The 17800-nt window shown below is 44.6% G+C and carries 11 protein-coding genes; 4 read left to right on the forward strand and 7 right to left on the reverse strand.

Annotation, left to right across the window (positions count from 1 at the left end; genetic code table 11):
• Positions 1 to 173 precede the first annotated feature (173 nt).
• Both hutI and hutG read left to right on the forward strand, forming a co-directional pair.
• Positions 174 to 1433: an imidazolonepropionase gene (gene hutI / locus C6Y39_RS07175; protein ID WP_167390638.1), complete on the forward strand. Its 1260-nt coding sequence runs from the start codon at positions 174 to 176 to the stop codon at positions 1431 to 1433.
• Positions 1426 to 2394, forward strand: coding sequence for a formimidoylglutamase (hutG, locus tag C6Y39_RS07180; protein WP_105930612.1), 969 nt, complete (start codon positions 1426 to 1428; stop codon positions 2392 to 2394). The genes hutI and hutG overlap by 8 nt, the downstream gene beginning before the upstream one ends.
• Positions 2395 to 2429: 35 nt before the next feature.
• Here hutG and sstT read toward each other — a convergent pair whose 3' ends face one another.
• Both sstT and C6Y39_RS07190 read right to left on the reverse strand, forming a co-directional pair.
• The gene (gene sstT / locus C6Y39_RS07185; RefSeq protein ID WP_105930837.1) at positions 2430 to 3650 is read right to left on the reverse strand and encodes a serine/threonine transporter SstT; all 1221 of its coding nucleotides are present in this window, start codon (positions 3648 to 3650) and stop codon (positions 2430 to 2432) included.
• 114 nt (positions 3651 to 3764) lie between these two features.
• Positions 3765 to 5186, reverse strand: a complete 1422-nt coding sequence (locus tag C6Y39_RS07190) for a S41 family peptidase (RefSeq protein ID WP_105930613.1) — start codon at positions 5184 to 5186, stop codon at positions 3765 to 3767.
• A 574-nt stretch (positions 5187 to 5760) separates the two neighbouring features.
• On the opposite strand from C6Y39_RS07190, the gene C6Y39_RS07195 reads away from it, so the two are divergent.
• Positions 5761 to 7017 (forward strand): glycoside hydrolase family 68 protein, encoded by a 1257-nt coding sequence (locus C6Y39_RS07195; RefSeq protein ID WP_167390633.1) that lies wholly within the window; start codon positions 5761 to 5763, stop codon positions 7015 to 7017.
• Positions 7018 to 7147: 130 nt separating this feature from the next.
• Here C6Y39_RS07195 and C6Y39_RS07200 read toward each other — a convergent pair whose 3' ends face one another.
• From C6Y39_RS07200 to C6Y39_RS07210, 3 genes are all read right to left on the reverse strand, one after another.
• Positions 7148 to 10885 (reverse strand): AAA family ATPase, encoded by a 3738-nt coding sequence (locus C6Y39_RS07200; RefSeq protein WP_105930615.1) that lies wholly within the window; start codon positions 10883 to 10885, stop codon positions 7148 to 7150.
• 4 nt (positions 10886 to 10889) lie between these two features.
• The gene (gene sbcD, locus C6Y39_RS07205; RefSeq protein WP_105930616.1) at positions 10890 to 12431 is read right to left on the reverse strand and encodes an exonuclease subunit SbcD; all 1542 of its coding nucleotides are present in this window, start codon (positions 12429 to 12431) and stop codon (positions 10890 to 10892) included.
• A gap of 253 nt (positions 12432 to 12684) precedes the next feature.
• A complete protein-coding gene (locus tag C6Y39_RS07210; RefSeq protein WP_105930617.1) occupies positions 12685 to 13977 on the reverse strand; it encodes a TMEM143 family protein in 1293 nt (430 codons plus the stop codon).
• Between the two features lie 225 nt (positions 13978 to 14202).
• Between C6Y39_RS07210 and C6Y39_RS07215 the strand changes: the two genes are divergently transcribed.
• On the forward strand, positions 14203 to 14805 hold the full coding sequence (locus C6Y39_RS07215; protein WP_105930618.1) for a YigZ family protein: 603 nt from the start codon (positions 14203 to 14205) through the stop codon (positions 14803 to 14805).
• A gap of 101 nt (positions 14806 to 14906) precedes the next feature.
• On the opposite strand, the gene C6Y39_RS07220 is transcribed toward C6Y39_RS07215, so the two are convergent.
• The gene (locus tag C6Y39_RS07220) at positions 14907 to 15443 is read right to left on the reverse strand and encodes a redoxin domain-containing protein (RefSeq protein ID WP_105930619.1); all 537 of its coding nucleotides are present in this window, start codon (positions 15441 to 15443) and stop codon (positions 14907 to 14909) included.
• Positions 15444 to 15700: 257 nt separating this feature from the next.
• Complete coding sequence (locus C6Y39_RS07225) at positions 15701 to 17647, reverse strand: M1 family metallopeptidase (RefSeq protein ID WP_105930620.1); 1947 nt, start codon at positions 17645 to 17647, stop codon at positions 15701 to 15703.
• Positions 17648 to 17800: the final 153 nt, after the last annotated feature.

Raw genomic sequence — 17800 nt, forward strand, 5'->3', positions numbered from 1 at the left:
GTAAAGTCACAACTAAATTGTTAATAGTATGCTAACAGCATACTTGTATATACAAGTATGCACAAGTACACTAACTTCAAAATTTACACTACTTTCAGTAGTGACTCTGGATAGAGCTAAACAAAGAATTAGACAGAGAGTTGAACAAAGAGTGACTTAGAGTGGACCACGTTATGGGTTATCAGTACGACACGCTTATTTACAATGTTCGCATTGCGTCTATGCAAGACAACGGCTTACCTTATGGCGAACTACCGCCACATGCTATTGCCATAGCAGCCGGCAGAATTGCTGCGTTAATTCCTTGCGATGACGCACTGGGCGAAGTATTCCAGCAAGCCAATACCGTCATAGACGCCACTACTCTCATTCCGCAAAATGAGGGAGATAAAACTAAACTTCCTTGGCTATTGCCTGGTTTTATAGATTGTCATACTCATTTAGTTTACGGCGGTAACCGCGCCGAAGAATTTGAAATGCGTTTACAGGGTGCAAGCTATGTGGACATTGCACAACGAGGCGGTGGCATTAAAGGCACGGTGGAAAAAACACGACGAGCAGATGAGCCCACTTTGCTTAATACCGCGATAAAGCGAGCAAAGCGATTGTGCGAAGAAGGTGTTACCACCATTGAAGTAAAATCAGGATATGGGCTGGATTTAGACACTGAAGTGCGCATGTTACGTGTAGCTAAATCGCTTGAGCAGCACCTTCCTGTGAGTATTCAAACCACCTATTTAGGCGCTCACGCCCTGCCCAATGAATACGCTGAGGACCCAGACGGGTATATCAATTTTATTTGTGAAGAGGCACTTCCTCACATTGCTTCGCAAAACTTAGCTAATGCCGTTGATGTATTTTGTGAAACCATCGGTTTCTCTACTTCACAAACAGAACGTGTATTTAGCAGTGCACAGAAGCATGGCTTGCCAATTAAAGCTCATGTAGAGCAGCTTAGCGACAGCAAAGGCGCAGTTCTAGCAGCTAAGTACGGCGCACTATCGGTAGATCATATTGAATATTTAGCTGACAGCGATATTCCTTTACTTGCACAAAGTGGCACCGTTGCCGTGCTGTTACCGGGCGCATTTTACTATTTAAGCGAAGTGCAAAAGCCGCCGGTAGATGCCCTAAGGGCGCACAATGTGCCCATGGCCTTAGCGACTGACTTTAATCCAGGTAGTTCGCCGTTAGCCTCTATCCTTACCGCGATAAATATGGGGTGTGTGCTGTTTCAACTGACGCCAGAAGAAGCGCTACGCGGCGCTACGATGCACGCGGCGAGTGCACTCGGGCTGCACGACCGAGGTGTCATTGAAGCAGGCAAGCTTGCTGACTTAACGCTTTGGGATATCGAAACGCCCGCTGAGCTTGCCTATTGTATTAATGGCCACCGCCCTGTGGCGGTTTATAAGGAAGGTAAACATGTTTGAATGGGAAGGCAGAGTAGACATTGAAGATGGAAATGAAGGTCTGCGCTGGCATCAAAAAGTCAGCGAAATCGAGGCAGGCGACGAAACTGCGTTTGCCGACTCCGTTACCCTTGTTGGTTTTGAAAGTGATTTGGGTGTGGCATTTAACAAAGGCCGCGTAGGTGCAGCTGCTGGTCCAAACGCTATTCGCCATGCGCTTGCAAACTTGCCTTGGCACTGGCCAAGCACATCATTGGCGGATTTAGGGAATGTTACCGCCCAAGATAACTTAGCCCAAGCACAAACCCAATATGCCGATGCCATCAGCTATGCCCTCAAGCAAAATGATGGATTAGTCATTGGACTGGGAGGGGGACATGAAATCGCATGGGGTAGTTATCAAGGGCTTTTCAAGGCTAACCCCCCAAATGCCCGCATTGGTATCGTTAATTTCGACGCCCACTTCGACCTAAGAAAACCATCTCCAAACAGCAGTTCAGGTACGCCATTTAGGCAAGTGTACGAGCATTGCCAGCTTCACGACACACCGTTTCATTACACTTGCTTGGGCGTATCTAAAGCAGCCAATACACCGGCGCTATTTAACTTTGCTAATGCGTCTAACACCCGTTATTTAACCGATGTGGCGTTAAATGATGAGTCGCTATGTATGCAGCGAATAGATGACCTGCTATCACCGATGCTAAAAGACATTGATGCGCTTTATGTCACCATATGTTTAGATGCATTCCAAGCAGCACAAGCACCTGGCGTTAGCGCGCCCAGTGCGTTGGGAATTTCCCCGACGCTTGTTATCAACACACTGCACTTTTTAGCACAGCAACAAAGTACTTACGGGTACCAATGGAGACTGTGTGACGTTGCAGAAATGAACCCCAATTATGATATTGATAGCCGCACAGCAAAACTGGCTGCACGACTAATTTTTGAAGCGGTAGATGCCATAAGTTCGCACACTTAACATGTTTAACGCTTTTACGTTTGACTCTTTTATGTTTACTGGCCGCCTGCCCTTTCACACGCAGCGGCGGTAAACAAAACGTCGGTGGAGCTATTGAGTGCTGTTTCGGCAGAGTCTTGCAGAACGCCAACAATAAAGCCCACCGCAACTACCTGCATAGCCACTTCATTAGGTATATTAAACAGGCTACAGGCAAGCGGTATAAGCAATAACGAACCACCTGCTACGCCTGAACTTCCGCATGCCGATACTGCTGCGATAACGCTTAACAGCACAGCGGTGGGAAAGTCTACGGAAATACCTAAAGTATTAACCGCAGCTAGCGTTAACACGGTGATTGTGATCGCAGCCCCAGCCATATTGATGGTCGCGCCTAACGGGATAGATACCGAATAGGTGTCCTCATCAAGCTTTAAGCGTTTGCATAGCGCCATGTTTACCGGAATATTCGCCGCCGAACTACGGGTGAAAAATGCCGTAATGCCGCTTTCTTTTAAGCACTTGAATACGAGAGGGTACGGATTCTTTTTCGTTGCCAAAAATACCAACAACGGATTAGCCACAAGGGCGATAAATAACATTGCGCCAATAAGTACCGTTAGCAAATGAGAGTAGCCAAGTAATGCTTCAAAGCCCGTTGTGGCAATGGTATTGGCTACCAAGCCGAAAATACCGAAGGGCGCGAGTTTGATAACAAAACCCACTACGGTTGTTACACTATCTGCTATGTTTTGAAGTAGCGCTTTCGTTGCGTCACTAGCATGACGAAGACCTAAACCTAGACCTACAGCCCAAGTCAGAATACCAATGTAATTTCCGTTTACTAGCGCATTTACCGGGTTATCTACCATGTTGTAAAGCAACGTGGTAAGGACTTCAGAGACCCCTTTCGGCGCAGATTGGCTAATGTCTGAGGTGACTAAGCTTAAACTTGTAGGAAATGCAAAACTTGCCAACACGGCGGTAAGCGCGGCCAGTAGTGTGCCTATAAGGTAAAGTACAAGCACCGGTTTTATAAAAGTTTGTTCGTTTTGCTTATGGTTGGCTATAGACGCCATGACTAAAACGAAAACCAAAAGCGGCGCGATGGCTTTAAGGGCTTTTACAAATAAGTTACCCAACAGCCCTGCTGATTGGGCTGCCGATGGTGAAAAACTCGCTATCGCGATACCACATACGATACCAATGATAATTTGCAGTACCAAACTGCCATTCATATAGCGCTGAAACAGGCTAGGGCTAGACGTCGAATCCATAAATGTTGGTCCATTATTATTTTGATGACGCACCATAATGGAAAACCCCAGACAAATGAACCTGTTTGGTCTTAGTTACTCGCAAATTACCGTATGCTTACCGTTTATAAGGGCTTACATGCCTTCGAGTATCTTTTGCGCATAAGACGTCCACTCGTAAACGGGAAGTTCACTGTCAAGATAGTAGTCAGGCTGAATGCCTACGCCATCAATGGCCATATGGGGAATGCGCAAACTTTTGGTGAGACTGTAATGCAAGGTAAAAACACCGCTCGGTGAATCAGTTTGATACATGTTTGAGATATCAAGCACACCTGCTGTGGTTTGCCCAAACAGCTTTACTTTCTTGCTTTGTTTAGCCGCCAGCAAGAACTGCTCAGCAGTGCTGCCATTACTTGAATCAACAAGTACACCAATACTCTTCGGCAAGGGTTCAATTTTATCGAATGTCTTCACCGTTACGTCGTCATCAATATTGATGTAGCTGCCAATGTGTTGCTGAAGTATGTCATACCCGTCTTTGGCCCATTGCTTTTCTTCTTCACTAAAATGAGGGTTTTGCAAAAAGCCAAGCATTCTAGAGTTGTTAAGCTCGGTAGATAGGTATTCCATGCCTACGGTGCGAATAGGGTTGGTGTACAAAATAGGGAGTAACGACGCATAGCTTACGTCACTACCACCACCGTTTCCTCGGATGTCGATAATGAGGTTTTCGGTTTTTAAAATTGTGTCTAGGTGCTTAGCGATAAGCGCGTCGATGTCTTTTTTGAAGGCATGATCGAAAGCCGGTATGCGAACTAACACTGTGTTCTCTGAAATTTCCTCGAATAGCGGGGCGTTTGTGCTTAGCAGGCGAACATAGCGCGTTATTTCAGGCGATGATTCTTGTCGTGGCTCCTGACGCGACATAACGATAAAGCTGTTTCCCAACACCACTTCATTGTTACCTAAGAGCGTCATGGTATCGATTTGTCGGGCGGAGTGATCGCCCATAAAAAACGTCACTTTTGCAGTATTGCTGTCTGCAGGGTCGTTAAGGATGAACTTTACTTGCCCCGCCTTCCATGAAGGGTTGGTACTTTCAACGATATAAGCTTTATGGACATTACCCTCTTTTTTTAGCGCAACCATATAACTTGAGAATTGCCAAATCCCTTCAAGGGTTTCCTCACGTTTACTTTTTAAATACTGTTTAAATGCCGATAAATCGAAATCATGCACTGCCGATTCGCGTACCGCTTCCTCTGTAACATTCGTATTTAGTACAAGACCAACATGCCCCTTGCGAAAAAACGTAAGCCAGTCGTTAAGCACCGAGTGGCATTGCGCTTCGCTTTTTGCACTCTTTGTTCGAGCCAAGATCGCATTATTGTGGGCGGAATAAAGGTCCTGCCCTTTTTTTTCGACGCTATATTGAAAACCGGCATCGTTGTTTTCAAACGTACTTTTTAGCCACTCAAACTCACCTTCGCACTGAAAGGTACTGCCATAAGAACAGAAAGAGGCAAGAAGAGGGAGGATTGCAAATCGCTTCACGGTTTATGATGTCCATATCTACTTTTAATTACGATAAAGTATCATAAAACCATGATCTTGATAGTATTTACGTGAAATGACTTGTAAGTAAATATAATTCCCTCCTGAAAAATGATGCTCAACTGCGACACTTTTCTTCTGCGATATATCTCACCAACCGTACCTACAATTGAGAGGTTGAAAAAATGCATAAAGGTCAGCCTGTTAGGAGTTATTTACAACGCCCAATAAAACTTAATCGATTAAGTAAAGATTGCCGTCAAGGTGAATAACTTACGTATAACTGTTGCCTTATACCTTCAAACTTAGCATCACCTCTAACTCTAAAAAATCACCAAAACCCTAAATTATCTATAATTATCATGTAGATGAAAAATCAAAAACAACACTTGGCATACCACATGCTGAATGTGAGATAGATAGACCGAGGATGACTATCTTTCTTAATCGTAATTACAGGACTGTTTATATGACTTTTAAAAAAACGTTTTTGACTTGTTCAACGACCTTAGCAATTGGCATAGGTCTGCTAGGATCAGCACATGCTGCACCATCGGAAAATCCGAGAAAACAGATGAGCTACCCAGCGTGGGGCGACTATACTGACGCTTGGACCCGAGATGATGCAGCAAAGATTGAGTTAACAGAGGATAACACCTTACCTCTTTTAGAAGAGATGCCGGTAGATATTGTTACTGACGAAGTTTGGATTTGGGACACCTGGCCGATGACAAACTTAGACTCTAGAACCGTCAATTATAAAGGTTATAAAGTTATATTCTCGTTAACTGCTGACAGAGATTTAGATTTTCCACAGCGTCATTGGACCGCTGAGATTGGTTACTCGATTTCACGCGATGGGAAAAGCTGGGACTACCAAGGTGATGTTTTCCCCGAAGACGTTGATACGCCGGGGCTAAGAGAATGGGCAGGCTCGACTATCCTCGTTGGTAACAAGGTCTACTTTTACTACACGGCCTCGGGTAGCGAAGGCGCTGGACCGAATGATGCTGAATATTTTACCCAAAAGCTCGTTGTGGCTAGTGCAACCATCTCTGCAGATTCAAACGGTATTTCTTTTAGCGACTGGAGCGAGCACGAAATAATCGCTGAGGCGGATGGCGAAATGTATCAAACGCTTGAGCAATCAAAAGCTGGCCCCATCATCTATGGTTTCAGAGACCCGTGGGTATTTAAAAACCCGCAGGACGGTCAAGTCTATATGTTGTTTGAAGGCAATAGTCCAGGTGAAGAAGTTGCTTGCGGTACAACCGATGGCGTAACTAATCCCGTCAACCCTGGTCCTTATGGCGCTAATCCAGCGGCAGCGAACGACAGTTCACTTCCAGTAAGCCCACAGGCTAAATATTATAACGGTAACATAGGCCTTGCCGTTGCTAATGAAGATAGTATGACGGAGTTTGAGCTTCTTCCGCCCATCTTGCATGCTAACTGTACTAACCAACAGCTAGAACGCCCCCATGCAACGTTCTCTGGCGGACTCGTATACCTATGGACTATCAGCCATAAATTTACCTTTTCACCTGCGCTTCAAGATGCTGGTGTAGATGGGCTATACGGCTTTGTTGGCCCGTCAATTCGCAGTGACTATATTCCACTAAATGGAAGTGGTTTAGTGTTGGCAAATCCGCCTGAGAATAATGAACAAGCTTACTCTTGGTACATGATGCCAGGTGGCTTTGTTGAAGCCTTCTTAGACAATGTCCAGGGTGAGTTTGCTGGTACGTTAACGCCTACGGTTAAGATGGTGACAAAACAACAAACGAAAACTACTTTCGTTCACACTTTTGACGATGCCTTTATTCCATAAAAAACATTTAAATAATTGTTTTTTTGGAAAATAGTATTGAAACGGGTAAGCGCTTCGCTTACCCGTTTTTATGAGATGAACAAAGCTTTCAGCAATAAGTAACTTCTATTGCTTGCTGTCGGCTGCACCACTACCCCACCGCATAAGGTTTTTCTAGTGCACTTAAGCCCACACCGTTGCGTTTAATCACTTTAAGCTGAGTAGGAATACGCTCTTTCATGGCTTCAATATGGCTTATCACGCCGATCATTTTTCCGCTGGCATTTAAGTTATCTAGTGCATCAAGGGCCACATCTAAGGTTTCAGCATCTAAGGTGCCAAAGCCTTCATCCAAAAACAGCGAATCAATACTAGTCTTGTGACTGACCAAGTCAGATAATGCTAAAGCCAGTGCAAGGCTCACCAAAAAGCTTTCTCCGCCAGACAAGGTTTTAGTATCTCGTACTACGTCTCCTTGCCAAGTGTCCAATACACTTAAACCTAACCCTTCGTTTTCCTTTCGAATTAGCTGATAGCGACCGTGTAATTTATCAAGCTGCTGATTAGCTAGCTGCACTAAGTTGTCCAAAGTAAGCCCTTGGGCAAAACGTCTGAATTTGTCGCCGCTTGCTGAACCAATCAGTGAGTGCAGGTAAGTAATATCGTCGTAGTAGGCTTCGAACTGGGCCATCTCGTCCACAAGCTGCTGCTGTTTTTCTCGTGCTTGGTTATTGGCGCTTAGCTGCTGTTCAATTTGCCCTAAAGAAGATAATAGCGTGTCACGCTGCTGAGCTTGCTGGGCAATTTTCGTATCGAGCCACTGTGCACCGTGCTCTTCTAACTCGCTCTGCCACTGCTCTGCATGGTCACGCGCTGTAAGCGACTGCTGTGTTGCCAGCGCGTTTTCTAATTTAAGGTCAGCCTGTTGTTTTTGCTCAGTTAATCGCTTTTGCAGCTCAAGAAGCCTAGTTCGGTTTTCTTCGTCTAAAAGCGCATTGCTGAACGCTTGTTCGTCGGAAAAGGGGCTTTCTGCCAACTTACGATTAAAATACTCAGTTGCTTCTGTCAGTGCCTGCTCTTTTTCGCGCATTTGCTCGTTAAGTTGAGCAATTTCTGCTTCTACGCGAGACAAGATGGTCTCCGTTTGTTGCAAGCGAGATTTGCATTCACTCAGGTTTCGCTCAGCCTGTTCTTGGGCTGCGCTTGCCTTATTCCTTGTTTCAGCAATATCACCTTCAGGGAATATGGTTAAACGCGAATCACGCAGCGCCTTTAGACTGCTATCTAACTGCGAGAGTTCTTGGGATAAGCCTTTCAGCTGGTTGTCGGCACTTTCGATATCGCGATTGAGTACAAGCAAGGTGCTATCCACCTCTTGTAGCTCGCTTTTAAGTTTGCCGTGCAGCTGATGATTTTGTTTATAGGTTTTAAGGGCTTCAACTTTTTCAGCTAACCATTTAGCAATTCCATCGATAGATAGATTACGAATTTCAGCACCGTATGCCGTCATCGTCTTGCTGAGCGCCTCAATACTATCGTTAACACTGTTAGTTTTATTCTCTAACTCTGCATTGCGTTCGGTGATTTGTTTTTCCAATGTTTCACGCTGCTGCATGGTAACCGCAAGTTCTGACTGTTTGGCTTGTAGGGCGTGTTGCGCTTCATTTTTACTCTGAATTGCGGCATTAAGGCCTTGCTCGCATTCTTCTATGCGGGTTAACTGGGCGCCAATGTCATCAAGCCGTTTTTTAAACTGTTCAGTAAATCGAGCGACGCTTTGCAATGTATCAATGTCGACCTGTTGGAAGCTCGGTATATCAGCGCACATTGCATTTAAAATCTGCTGCCATGTTGCAAACAACGCCTCTCGTTGCGCAATTGCTTGTTCTAGCTGCTTACTAGTCTGAGCAAGGGTAAATTCGGTGTGTGTAACGCTTTCTTTTGCTCGCGCCCCCTGTAGCTCAATATTATCTAGCTGCTGTTTTAAGCTATCTCGCTTTTGAATAGTTTCAGGCACATCAATTGTTACGCTAGACGTGGTGTGCTCGTTAGCCCCACACACAGGGCATGGTTCGCCACTTTTTAACTGAGCGCGAAGATGGGCTACTTCAGCATCTAGGGCGATAAGCGCCTCAATGTCTTTTAAATCACCGCGGGTTTGTTTGTAAGCATCAACCAAGGCTTGGCGGTCAGATTGCTGCTGCTGTAACTGTTTCGCTAAGTCTTCCTTCTTTGCACTCAGCGATACCTTATCTTCACCTAGTGCTAAATATTGCTGTTGAACGTGTCCCGCTTGCACTAGGTTGTCCCAGTGGCGAAGTTTGTTATCGCGCTCTTGCTGAAGACCCATTTTGCTATTAGCGCTGGCCTTACTGGGATCAGATAGCGCATCAGCCAACAAAGCATGTAGTGCCTTTTCGCACTTTGCAACTTGCGCGTTTTTGGCATCGAAGGTCTGCGTTAAGGTGTTTAATGTCTCATTGGTTTTTGCGATAGCTTCATCTAGGGATGAAAGCGCCTGACGATCATTCTTTACGCTTTGTGTTAGTATATCTAATTGCTTCTGATCTTGTTCAATATAACGCGCCGTTTCACTCCAGCCGCTGATAAACTCAGCTATGCCGCCCAGTGAATGGTGTTCATTTAAGTAGGCTTCCAGTTCATCGAGTTTTGTCTTGTTATCTACTGAGGCATTTTCAATTTCTGTGCGCTTTAGTATTAGCGCGTTTATTGAGCCCGTTAAATTCGCGACATGTTCGTTTGCCTTTTGTTGAGCGGCAGTGTTCTGCGCTATTTTGTTATCCAGCGGAACAACCTGCTCGTTTATGCGCTTCTCAAGCTCACTACTTTGCTGCTTTGTTTGAAGTAGCGCTTGTTCAGCTTTACTCACTTCCGAACTGAGCTGTGCTTTTTGCGTTTTTAAATCGGGAAGCTGAGTTGCCTTTTCACCAAGCTTTTCTTTGTATCGTGTTACATCTTGCTGAAGCCCGTTTCTCTGCAAGAACGGCAGACGAAGTTTTTCAGCGGGCTCACTTTGGATCAAAAGATTAAGTTCTTGCTTTGCCTCATTGATGGCGTTATTCGCAGCCTGCTGTGCTTCACTGGCTTCTTTGATGGCTAGCTCGTTGGCGCTAAATGCCTGTTCCCACTGCTGCTGCTTTTGCAGTTCAGCAAGTGTTTGGTTAAACGCTGCGACTTGGTCTTTGGTTTGGACTTGCTCTTCTTCAAGCTGGTTAATTTGCTCGTCGCTTAGCAAAGTTACGCCTTCTAACTTTATCGCGAATTCTTTTTTCTTTTGTTTAGCATCGCTAAATTGCTGATGTACTACCTGTGATATCTGACCATAAATTTCGGTGCCGGTAAGCTCTTCTAAAAGTTCAGCTCGGTCCGACTCATTAGCATTTAAAAACGCAGCAAAGTCGCCTTGCGACAGCATCATAGATTTAGTAAAGCGGGCAAAATTAAGGCCGGTCAGCTTCTCTATTTCTTCACTTTTCGGTCTAACCTGGGTAGCCAATACCTTGCCGCTTTCCACTTCAGCAAGCTCAACATCGGCACTTTGCAGGTTACCGTCTACTTTACCTCTGGCGCGGCGCATACTCCAAAACGCGCGGTAGGCTTTACCCTTAATATCAAACTCAACTTCCGCCAAACACTCCGCCGTACCGCGGGTCATGATGTCGTTGTTTGACGTTGAAATTGGCCCCAAGCGAGGGGTTTGGTGATAAAGCGCTAGGCAAATTGCATCAAGCAGCGTAGTTTTACCCGCCCCTGTCGGGCCAGTAATAGCAAACAGGCCATTGTCGGTAAACGGCGACTGGGTAAAATCTATCTTCCACTCCCCTTTTAGGGCGTTTAAATTCTTAAGGCGTAAGGTCAATATTCTCATCGTATTATTCGCCTTTTCCTTTGTGGTCTTGCTTATCGGCACTGACTTGATCTTGCTCAGACTCGCTCGCGCTTACAGATGAGACGTCGCTTTCATTTTGAGATGAGACTTTATCGCTGGTATAGCCTTCAGTCTTTGCTTTCGATGTCTCACCTGATACATCAGCATCTTCGTCATTCGTATTTACCTGCTCTACCGCTTCATTGAACATCAGCCTAATCCGGTCTATGCGCGAAGTGTTTTCCTTAGAGTTAGCAACATCTGTGACATCGTCGCTTTCTGCTACTCCCGGCAGTAATTCTTCGGTCTTTTCGCTGCTTGTATTATCTTCTATGGTCTCTAATGCCAAACGCGCTTCAAACACCTCATTTACCGACAGTTCGCTTAGTTGCACATTTTGCTTTTCTGTTAGGCTCTTTACCGTGCGCTTGCGCTTGCGTTTTAATTGCAAAATTTCAGCATTTTTCCCCTCTAACAGGCCCTGAATACGCTGCTGCAAATCAGTTAAATAGTCTTCTGTTTCAACCTCAATGCACAGCCATACGGGGGGCTGAGAGGAAGTATTTGCGTCATCATCGGTAATAGACGCTAAAGCAATAGCTTCGCTTTTATTGATGACTTCCTCAATCGTCTTTAAGTCGCCTTTTATCACTTCCATAGCCTGGAAGCGGGGTACTGGAAGCGTAGAAATGGTTGGTGTTGTACTTTCAGAATCAAACGATACTAGCACCACTTGTTTTTGCGTGTTCAGTTCATCAAAACTTAGTGGTATGGGCGAGCCTGAATAGCGAATATGCTCTGTTTTTGCCACTTTTTGTGGCCTGTGAATATGCCCAAGCGCTATGTAGTCCGCAGGTGGAAAACCTTTGGCGTCGAAGCCTTCAAGAGTGCCGATGTAAATATCACGCACACTTTCTGATTGACTCACGCCCAAGGCGGTTAAGTGCCCAGTGGCAATTATAGGAATGGCTGCGCTATGTTCACTACTTTCTTTCCTTTGTTTTTCTTCTATTGAGGTGCGCAAGGATAAGGCCTCATTGTACAGCGACACATAGTGCTGCTTTATTGCATCGCCAAGTGCCTGGCGCTTGTCGGTGGCGCTTTGCCCTGCCTCACTTATCAGAACGTCACGCGGGCGAATAAAAGGTACCGCACACAGCACCGCACTGGGCTGGCCCTTGCGATTATTAAGGGCAATCACTTGTTCACCTAATTCGCCATAGGTACTGGCTATCACATGGCTATTTAAGTATTTCAGTAACGCCTTGCTTTCATTTAACACTGACACCGAGTCGTGATTTCCCCCTAGCACCACCAAGGTGCACTGCTTACCCTGTAGCTCGCCGATAAAAGCATGGTAGAGCTCTCTGGCATAGCTAGGCGGCGTGCCCGTGTCAAATACGTCCCCGGCGACAATGATCGCATCTATTTGATGCACATCTACTTGTTTAAGAAGCCATTTAAGAAAGGCAGCATGTTCGTTTTTACGACTTTTAGTAAAAAAACTCTGACCTAAGTGCCAGTCAGATGTATGCAATATTTTCATGTAGAAGTGAACCAGGCTTGTTGCATTGGAGATAGAGGTGCGCATTCAGTGCAATGCGGCTGTTGCCATGGTGTGTAAATGACGCTCTACACACCTTAAAGCAACTATAGAGATTTTGTGGTTTTATGACAATGGTTTGTATGCATTGTGCAATACGTGCAATGTGCACAATAAGCAGTATTTAAGAATAACGTGAATGTCTGCAGGCTTAAATTTCTCACCTACACATGGCATTCGTAAGGCAAAGCGATCATCAAACAGGCTGATAAATATTGTCCCAGTAATCGTCAAGTGTCTTAACAGCATCACTAAGCCCACGAGCAATAAAAACATCGCCGCTTCGTTCGACTAACTCCATGTCCACCAATTTATCAATGGCATCGGTAACGTCGAAGTCGAGTGCACAATCAAGTTCTTCTAAAAAGTACGCTTCTATCACGCTAACAAGCGTCGCTAATGTCATTCCACCGGCAACAACTTCATGCTCTGTTTGAGCCGCACAAAATGCAGCATCGCCTTCAGCAAAGGCTTTGCTGCATCTAAGTAGAAAAGTGTAAGCCAACAAGGTTTCTTTGCAGTCCTCTTCTTCTGCGGCATCAATTAACGTATGAAACACGCCTGCGTTGTTGTCTAAATTTTTAAAATACAGATTGTCAGACAACGCTTTCATAAAGCGTATTTTTCGATTTTTAAATTTTGTCCATTCCTTAAAGATAAAGCTACCGAATACCCCCATGCCAATTCCAAAAGTAATGAGACTTTGCTTGGTCAGTTCCACCTCGTCGTCTTTAAAGCCCAGCCAAAACGCGAGAAATGACGCCATAAGTAATAGCGACGCGCCTAATTTAGTGACTAACACAACGGTGCCGCCAATTGCAGCCGATGCACTGATAATTAACTTATCAAGCGGGCGCATTTTTACTTCGCTGTTGGGAAACAGCATTTCTAGGTCAGCTTTAGGTACGTTTTGAAAAAGCTTTACGATGGTTGAACCAGGTTTAAACGTTAATGGCTTTTGCCCTTTTTGTTTAAAGTAGGCTTCATCTTTAAAGGTGATATACACGGCTACTTTGTCGTAGTTGGTAAACGACACCTGCTTTTTGCGTAAACCGAAAAATGTTCGCACTGTTTCAGTTTTTACTGACTCACCTCGCCGATAAAACACCACATTCTCAAAATCATCGAAACTAACAGCAAGGCGCACTTTAAACAGAGATTCTTCTTTAAGTGCAGCTTCTAAGTCTTCATCTGTGACTTTTTCAAAATTAGCGGCGTTTAATAAGTTTGCAAAACCATTCGCAAATGCTTTCTGATTTTGTTTACGCACAGCTTCGCTTGAGACGTGTAGGTCACGAGTATCTTTATTCGGGTCGAAATGACTGTAACTGTTTTTCAACGCTTCCAGTTGCTCGTGGTACTGGTAATGAATACGATTCACTAACAAGGTCGAAAAAGTACGAAAGCTGGCTGACTCGTGCGCAAGTAAATTTTCACACAACGTAGCGACGTCGCACTTGCGAAAAGGGATAAATCGTTCTAACGGCATGAAGTGTTCTTATGAGTTTTTTTGCTTCTTATAGGGCACAGATAATCACTCTTGGAAAAGGAAAAAACAACCATTCCATGCTGAATTAAGCCCAATGGATGAGCCGTGATTATATATTTTATGAACAAACCACGTAACTTCGTAACACATAAAACGTAACCCGTAAAACGCTCGACTTAGCTCATTAGGCTTATAAAAAAAATCGTCTTCGCTTACAATGCGCTAATGACTTATCCCGTTCCCGCTACACAGGTTGAAACCCTGTACGAAATTAAAAAAAGCAAATTCATTGCTTGCGCTGGCTTTGCCAATTCTCGCGAAAGTGCCATGGCGCTTTTAGACAGTGTTAAGCAACAATACCCCGACGCCAGACACCATTGCTGGGCTTATGTCTTTGGGAATCCCAACTCGCCAACTAGTGCAGCAATGGCCGATGATGGCGAGCCTAGCGGTACAGCCGGGAAACCTATATTAAATGTACTCCAACACAAAGATATCGGCGATATTATGGTTATCGTTACACGATATTTTGGCGGCATAAAATTAGGGGCTGGCGGCCTTGTTAGGGCTTATTCCGCAGCTGCGCAGCAAGCTATCGATGCCCTTGAAGTACGAGAAGAAGTAAAGCTGGAAACAGTGTTGGTTAACCTTGACTTCAAACACGAACAGTTTGTAAGACACTTAGTTGAAGAGGCACAAGGTAATATCGCAAGCTGTGATTACACTAACAGCGTAGATATGCAAGTTGCACTTCCATTAGCTGCAATAGATGGTTTTAAAAAACAGATGGCGCCACTTGCCTATTCAATCTCACATACTGACGATTAGATTTAAAAAAAACTCTGCTCCACTTTTGCTCATACAGAAAAATAGAAGGCCTTCGCTTACACTGATGGCCTTCTAGATTACTTAGATAGTAATAAACAGACTTACTCTTTAAACGTACCGCGAATTGGATAATTGTTGTCGGGATTACGAATAAACTCCAATCCCGACACCAGCTGCTCTAAATCTGGACGCACAAATGGCGCGTTTGCAATTTCAGCAATATGAATCTCATTATTCTCGTTCAATACAAATAGCGCTGGCTCCGAAAAATTGTGGTCTGTTTCTTTATCTGAACGGGGCTCGGAAATATACAAGCCTAAGGTTTTCATATCGCTCTGCGATAGACCACAGGCAATTGGGAATGTAATTGACAGATCGTCTAAGTGTTTATCGAGCTGCTGCTTACTATCACCGCTTATTGCAACGAGGTCTGTATTGATCTCTCGAAGACGACCTTTGAAATCTTCGAGCTTATTTAAATATTTTGTACATATGGGGCAATGTTTGCCGCGAAACACGACTACCATTTTCCAGTCGCAGCCCTCTTCTTTGCTACTAAGCGAAACCGACTCTCCGGTAGAAAGCGTTACGTTAATGTCTGGAAACGTCGTTGCAGGGTGCATCTTTTGTGTATACATAAACAGTCCTTAATTATTGAATTGAATCCTTCAAAGTACATCCAACAAGCTTATTTGATGCATGTACTTCTGCTGCACAAGGAGTAATTGATACGAGGAAAAATTCATTCAGATCGCCCAACTGAACACTCGTTCAAAACTATTTGCATATTTTGCACAATAAGCGCGAAGTGTTGAAAGCGACAAAAAAAGCAGCTCCTTTGAGCTGCTTATATTTAATTTAACTGAACTATGTTTTTGTAGCGCGATTGTATCGCTTACTCTACGTAGCCTTCATTGGCTTTCACGGTGAGTGGATGATAGCCCGGTTTTGCCTCTTCAAAAGCGCGCTTAGCAAATGCTTTGCCTTCTGGCGTTTTTGATAGTTCGCGGTAAAGGGGTTTAACCAGCTTGTTTCGCCCTATCGACACCAAATAGCTATACAAACGCTCAAACGCAGGCTGATAGTTATTTTCTACTGCAATCATTAGCCAGCTATGGGCAATTTCGTTGTTTTTAGTAGAGGTGAGTGAAAACGCTGAATCTAGCTCTACAAGCTGTGCTTCACTGAGTGACTCAGGCATATTGTTTAAGAAGTACAGCCACTCGTGTACCGTCCATTGTCCTGTTTCAATATCAGCAGCTTTTATTCCACCAGACAACCAAGCGCTGCGGGTCTCATCGATTTTAGAAAATGCATCAGACTCAGGATGTGGCGCGCCCTCAGGAATACCAGGCTCAAAAATCCAAGTGTGAATGCGTTCAGCGTCCAGCTCATTTGGATATTGTTTCAGCAAGGTATCATCTAAATAGGCAATAAAGGTATCGGTTGTGATGCTCTTAAAGGCAAAGTCTTTGAAGTATTGCATTAAAAACGCATCAAAATTCTCGCGCCCAATTTTTTGTTCAATTTCACGTAAGAACAGCGCGCCTTTTTCGTAGGGAATATTAGAAAATACGTCGTCCGGATTGCGACCGCGAAGGTCAATCGCAAGGATTTCGTCATTGTCATCAAGAGCCGCAACGTCGTTCTCTAAATCTTGATAACCTAATACTGCTTCTTTTTTAAAGCGGTCATGACCATAAATCATTTCCATAATGCGGTAGGTTAAATAGGTCGTAAAACCCTCGTTTAACCACAAATCGCGCCAAGTAGCGTTAGTAACCGTATTTCCAGACCAGCTGTGTGCTAGTTCATGGGCAATTAGTGAAACCAAGCTTTTATCACCCGCAATAACTGTTGGCGTAATAAACGACAGTCGAGGATTTTCCATACCGCCGAAGGGGAACGAAGGAGGCAGGATAAGCAGATCATAGCGATCCCACTGGTAAGGACCGTAGGTCGCTTCTGTTACTTCAAGCATTGCTTCAGTATCTTCGAACTCTTTCGCAGCACTTTCCAGTAGTGCTGGCTCAGCGTAGACACCCGTGCGCTCCCCCATAGCTTTAAACTCTAAATCACCTATTGCCAATGCAATAAGATAAGAAGGGATTGGCTGTGGCATAGTAAATTCGTATTCACCGTCACGTTCTGTCGTTGGGTCGTTTGATGCACTCATTACCGCCAACAAGGCTTCTGGTGTTTTAATGGTAGCGTCGTACGTTACGCGTACTTGGGGCGAGTCTTGAAGCGGAATAAAGCTTCTAGCGTGAACCGCTTGCGCTTGCGTAAATAAAAACGGATGCTTTTTACCTGCGGTTTGAGCTGGTGTTAACCACTGCACGCCCGAGGCATCTGGTGAGGTCGAATACGTAACTGTTAATGCGTTTGCAGCGCTTGGTAAAGTAATAGAAAGAGGCGTCCCCAAATCAGGATCAGTCTCTCCCATATCAAAGGGAACATCCTCACCATCGACACTCACACGTTGAATATCTAACCCACGTGTATCTAATACCAATGTGTCGTTTTCAGGTTTTACGCGTTCAATGTCTAACGTTACGCTGCCAATTAGCTGCTTAGACTCAAAGTTTGCGGTGAGATCTAAACTTAGATGAGTAACTCGAACTTCGTTTGGGTTCGCAAAGGAATGATAGTCTACGCCTGAAGCGATGGCTGCATCGGCATGTTTTTCTACTTGTGCATTTGCTGCATCAGCGTTTGAGCCCGCTTCAACCTTAACGGCTTTATCTTTATCTGCCTTTGCTGTGTCTACACTCTGATTATCACTGCACGCAAATAAAACAGGTGCACAAATAAATGTAGCCAGTAGTCCGTATTTTCTCATAGAGCTTCCTAAAGGATTATTGATACGGTAATAGTGTATCAAGCCCCATTACGGCTGGCGACTCAAATGCGAAGAGCGGTGTTGCACCTGCGCTATATTTCGAAAACACTATAGTGAAAGAGCGCGATATTGCGCAAACAGCATTGCAAGAAG

It is taken from the genome of Alteromonas gracilis (genome assembly GCF_002993325.1).
GTDB lineage: Bacteria > Pseudomonadota > Gammaproteobacteria > Enterobacterales > Alteromonadaceae > Alteromonas > Alteromonas gracilis.

Bases quoted from the DNA above. Each gene is read 5' to 3' on its own strand.
- hutI (WP_167390638.1), top strand. From the start codon at position 174: ATGGGTTATCAGTACGACACGCTTATTTACAATGTTCGCATTGCGTCT.
- hutG (WP_105930612.1), top strand. From the start codon at position 1,426: ATGTTTGAATGGGAAGGCAGAGTAGACATTGAAGATGGAAATGAAGGT.
- sstT (WP_105930837.1), bottom strand. From the start codon at position 3,650: ATGGATTCGACGTCTAGCCCTAGCCTGTTTCAGCGCTATATGAATGGC.
- C6Y39_RS07195 (WP_167390633.1), top strand. From the start codon at position 5,761: ATGAGCTACCCAGCGTGGGGCGACTATACTGACGCTTGGACCCGAGAT.
- C6Y39_RS07200 (WP_105930615.1), bottom strand. From the start codon at position 10,885: ATGAGAATATTGACCTTACGCCTTAAGAATTTAAACGCCCTAAAAGGG.
- sbcD (WP_105930616.1), bottom strand. From the start codon at position 12,431: ATGAAAATATTGCATACATCTGACTGGCACTTAGGTCAGAGTTTTTTT.
- C6Y39_RS07210 (WP_105930617.1), bottom strand. From the start codon at position 13,977: ATGCCGTTAGAACGATTTATCCCTTTTCGCAAGTGCGACGTCGCTACG.
- C6Y39_RS07215 (WP_105930618.1), top strand. From the start codon at position 14,203: ATGACTTATCCCGTTCCCGCTACACAGGTTGAAACCCTGTACGAAATT.
- C6Y39_RS07220 (WP_105930619.1), bottom strand. From the start codon at position 15,443: ATGTATACACAAAAGATGCACCCTGCAACGACGTTTCCAGACATTAAC.
- C6Y39_RS07225 (WP_105930620.1), bottom strand. From the start codon at position 17,647: ATGAGAAAATACGGACTACTGGCTACATTTATTTGTGCACCTGTTTTA.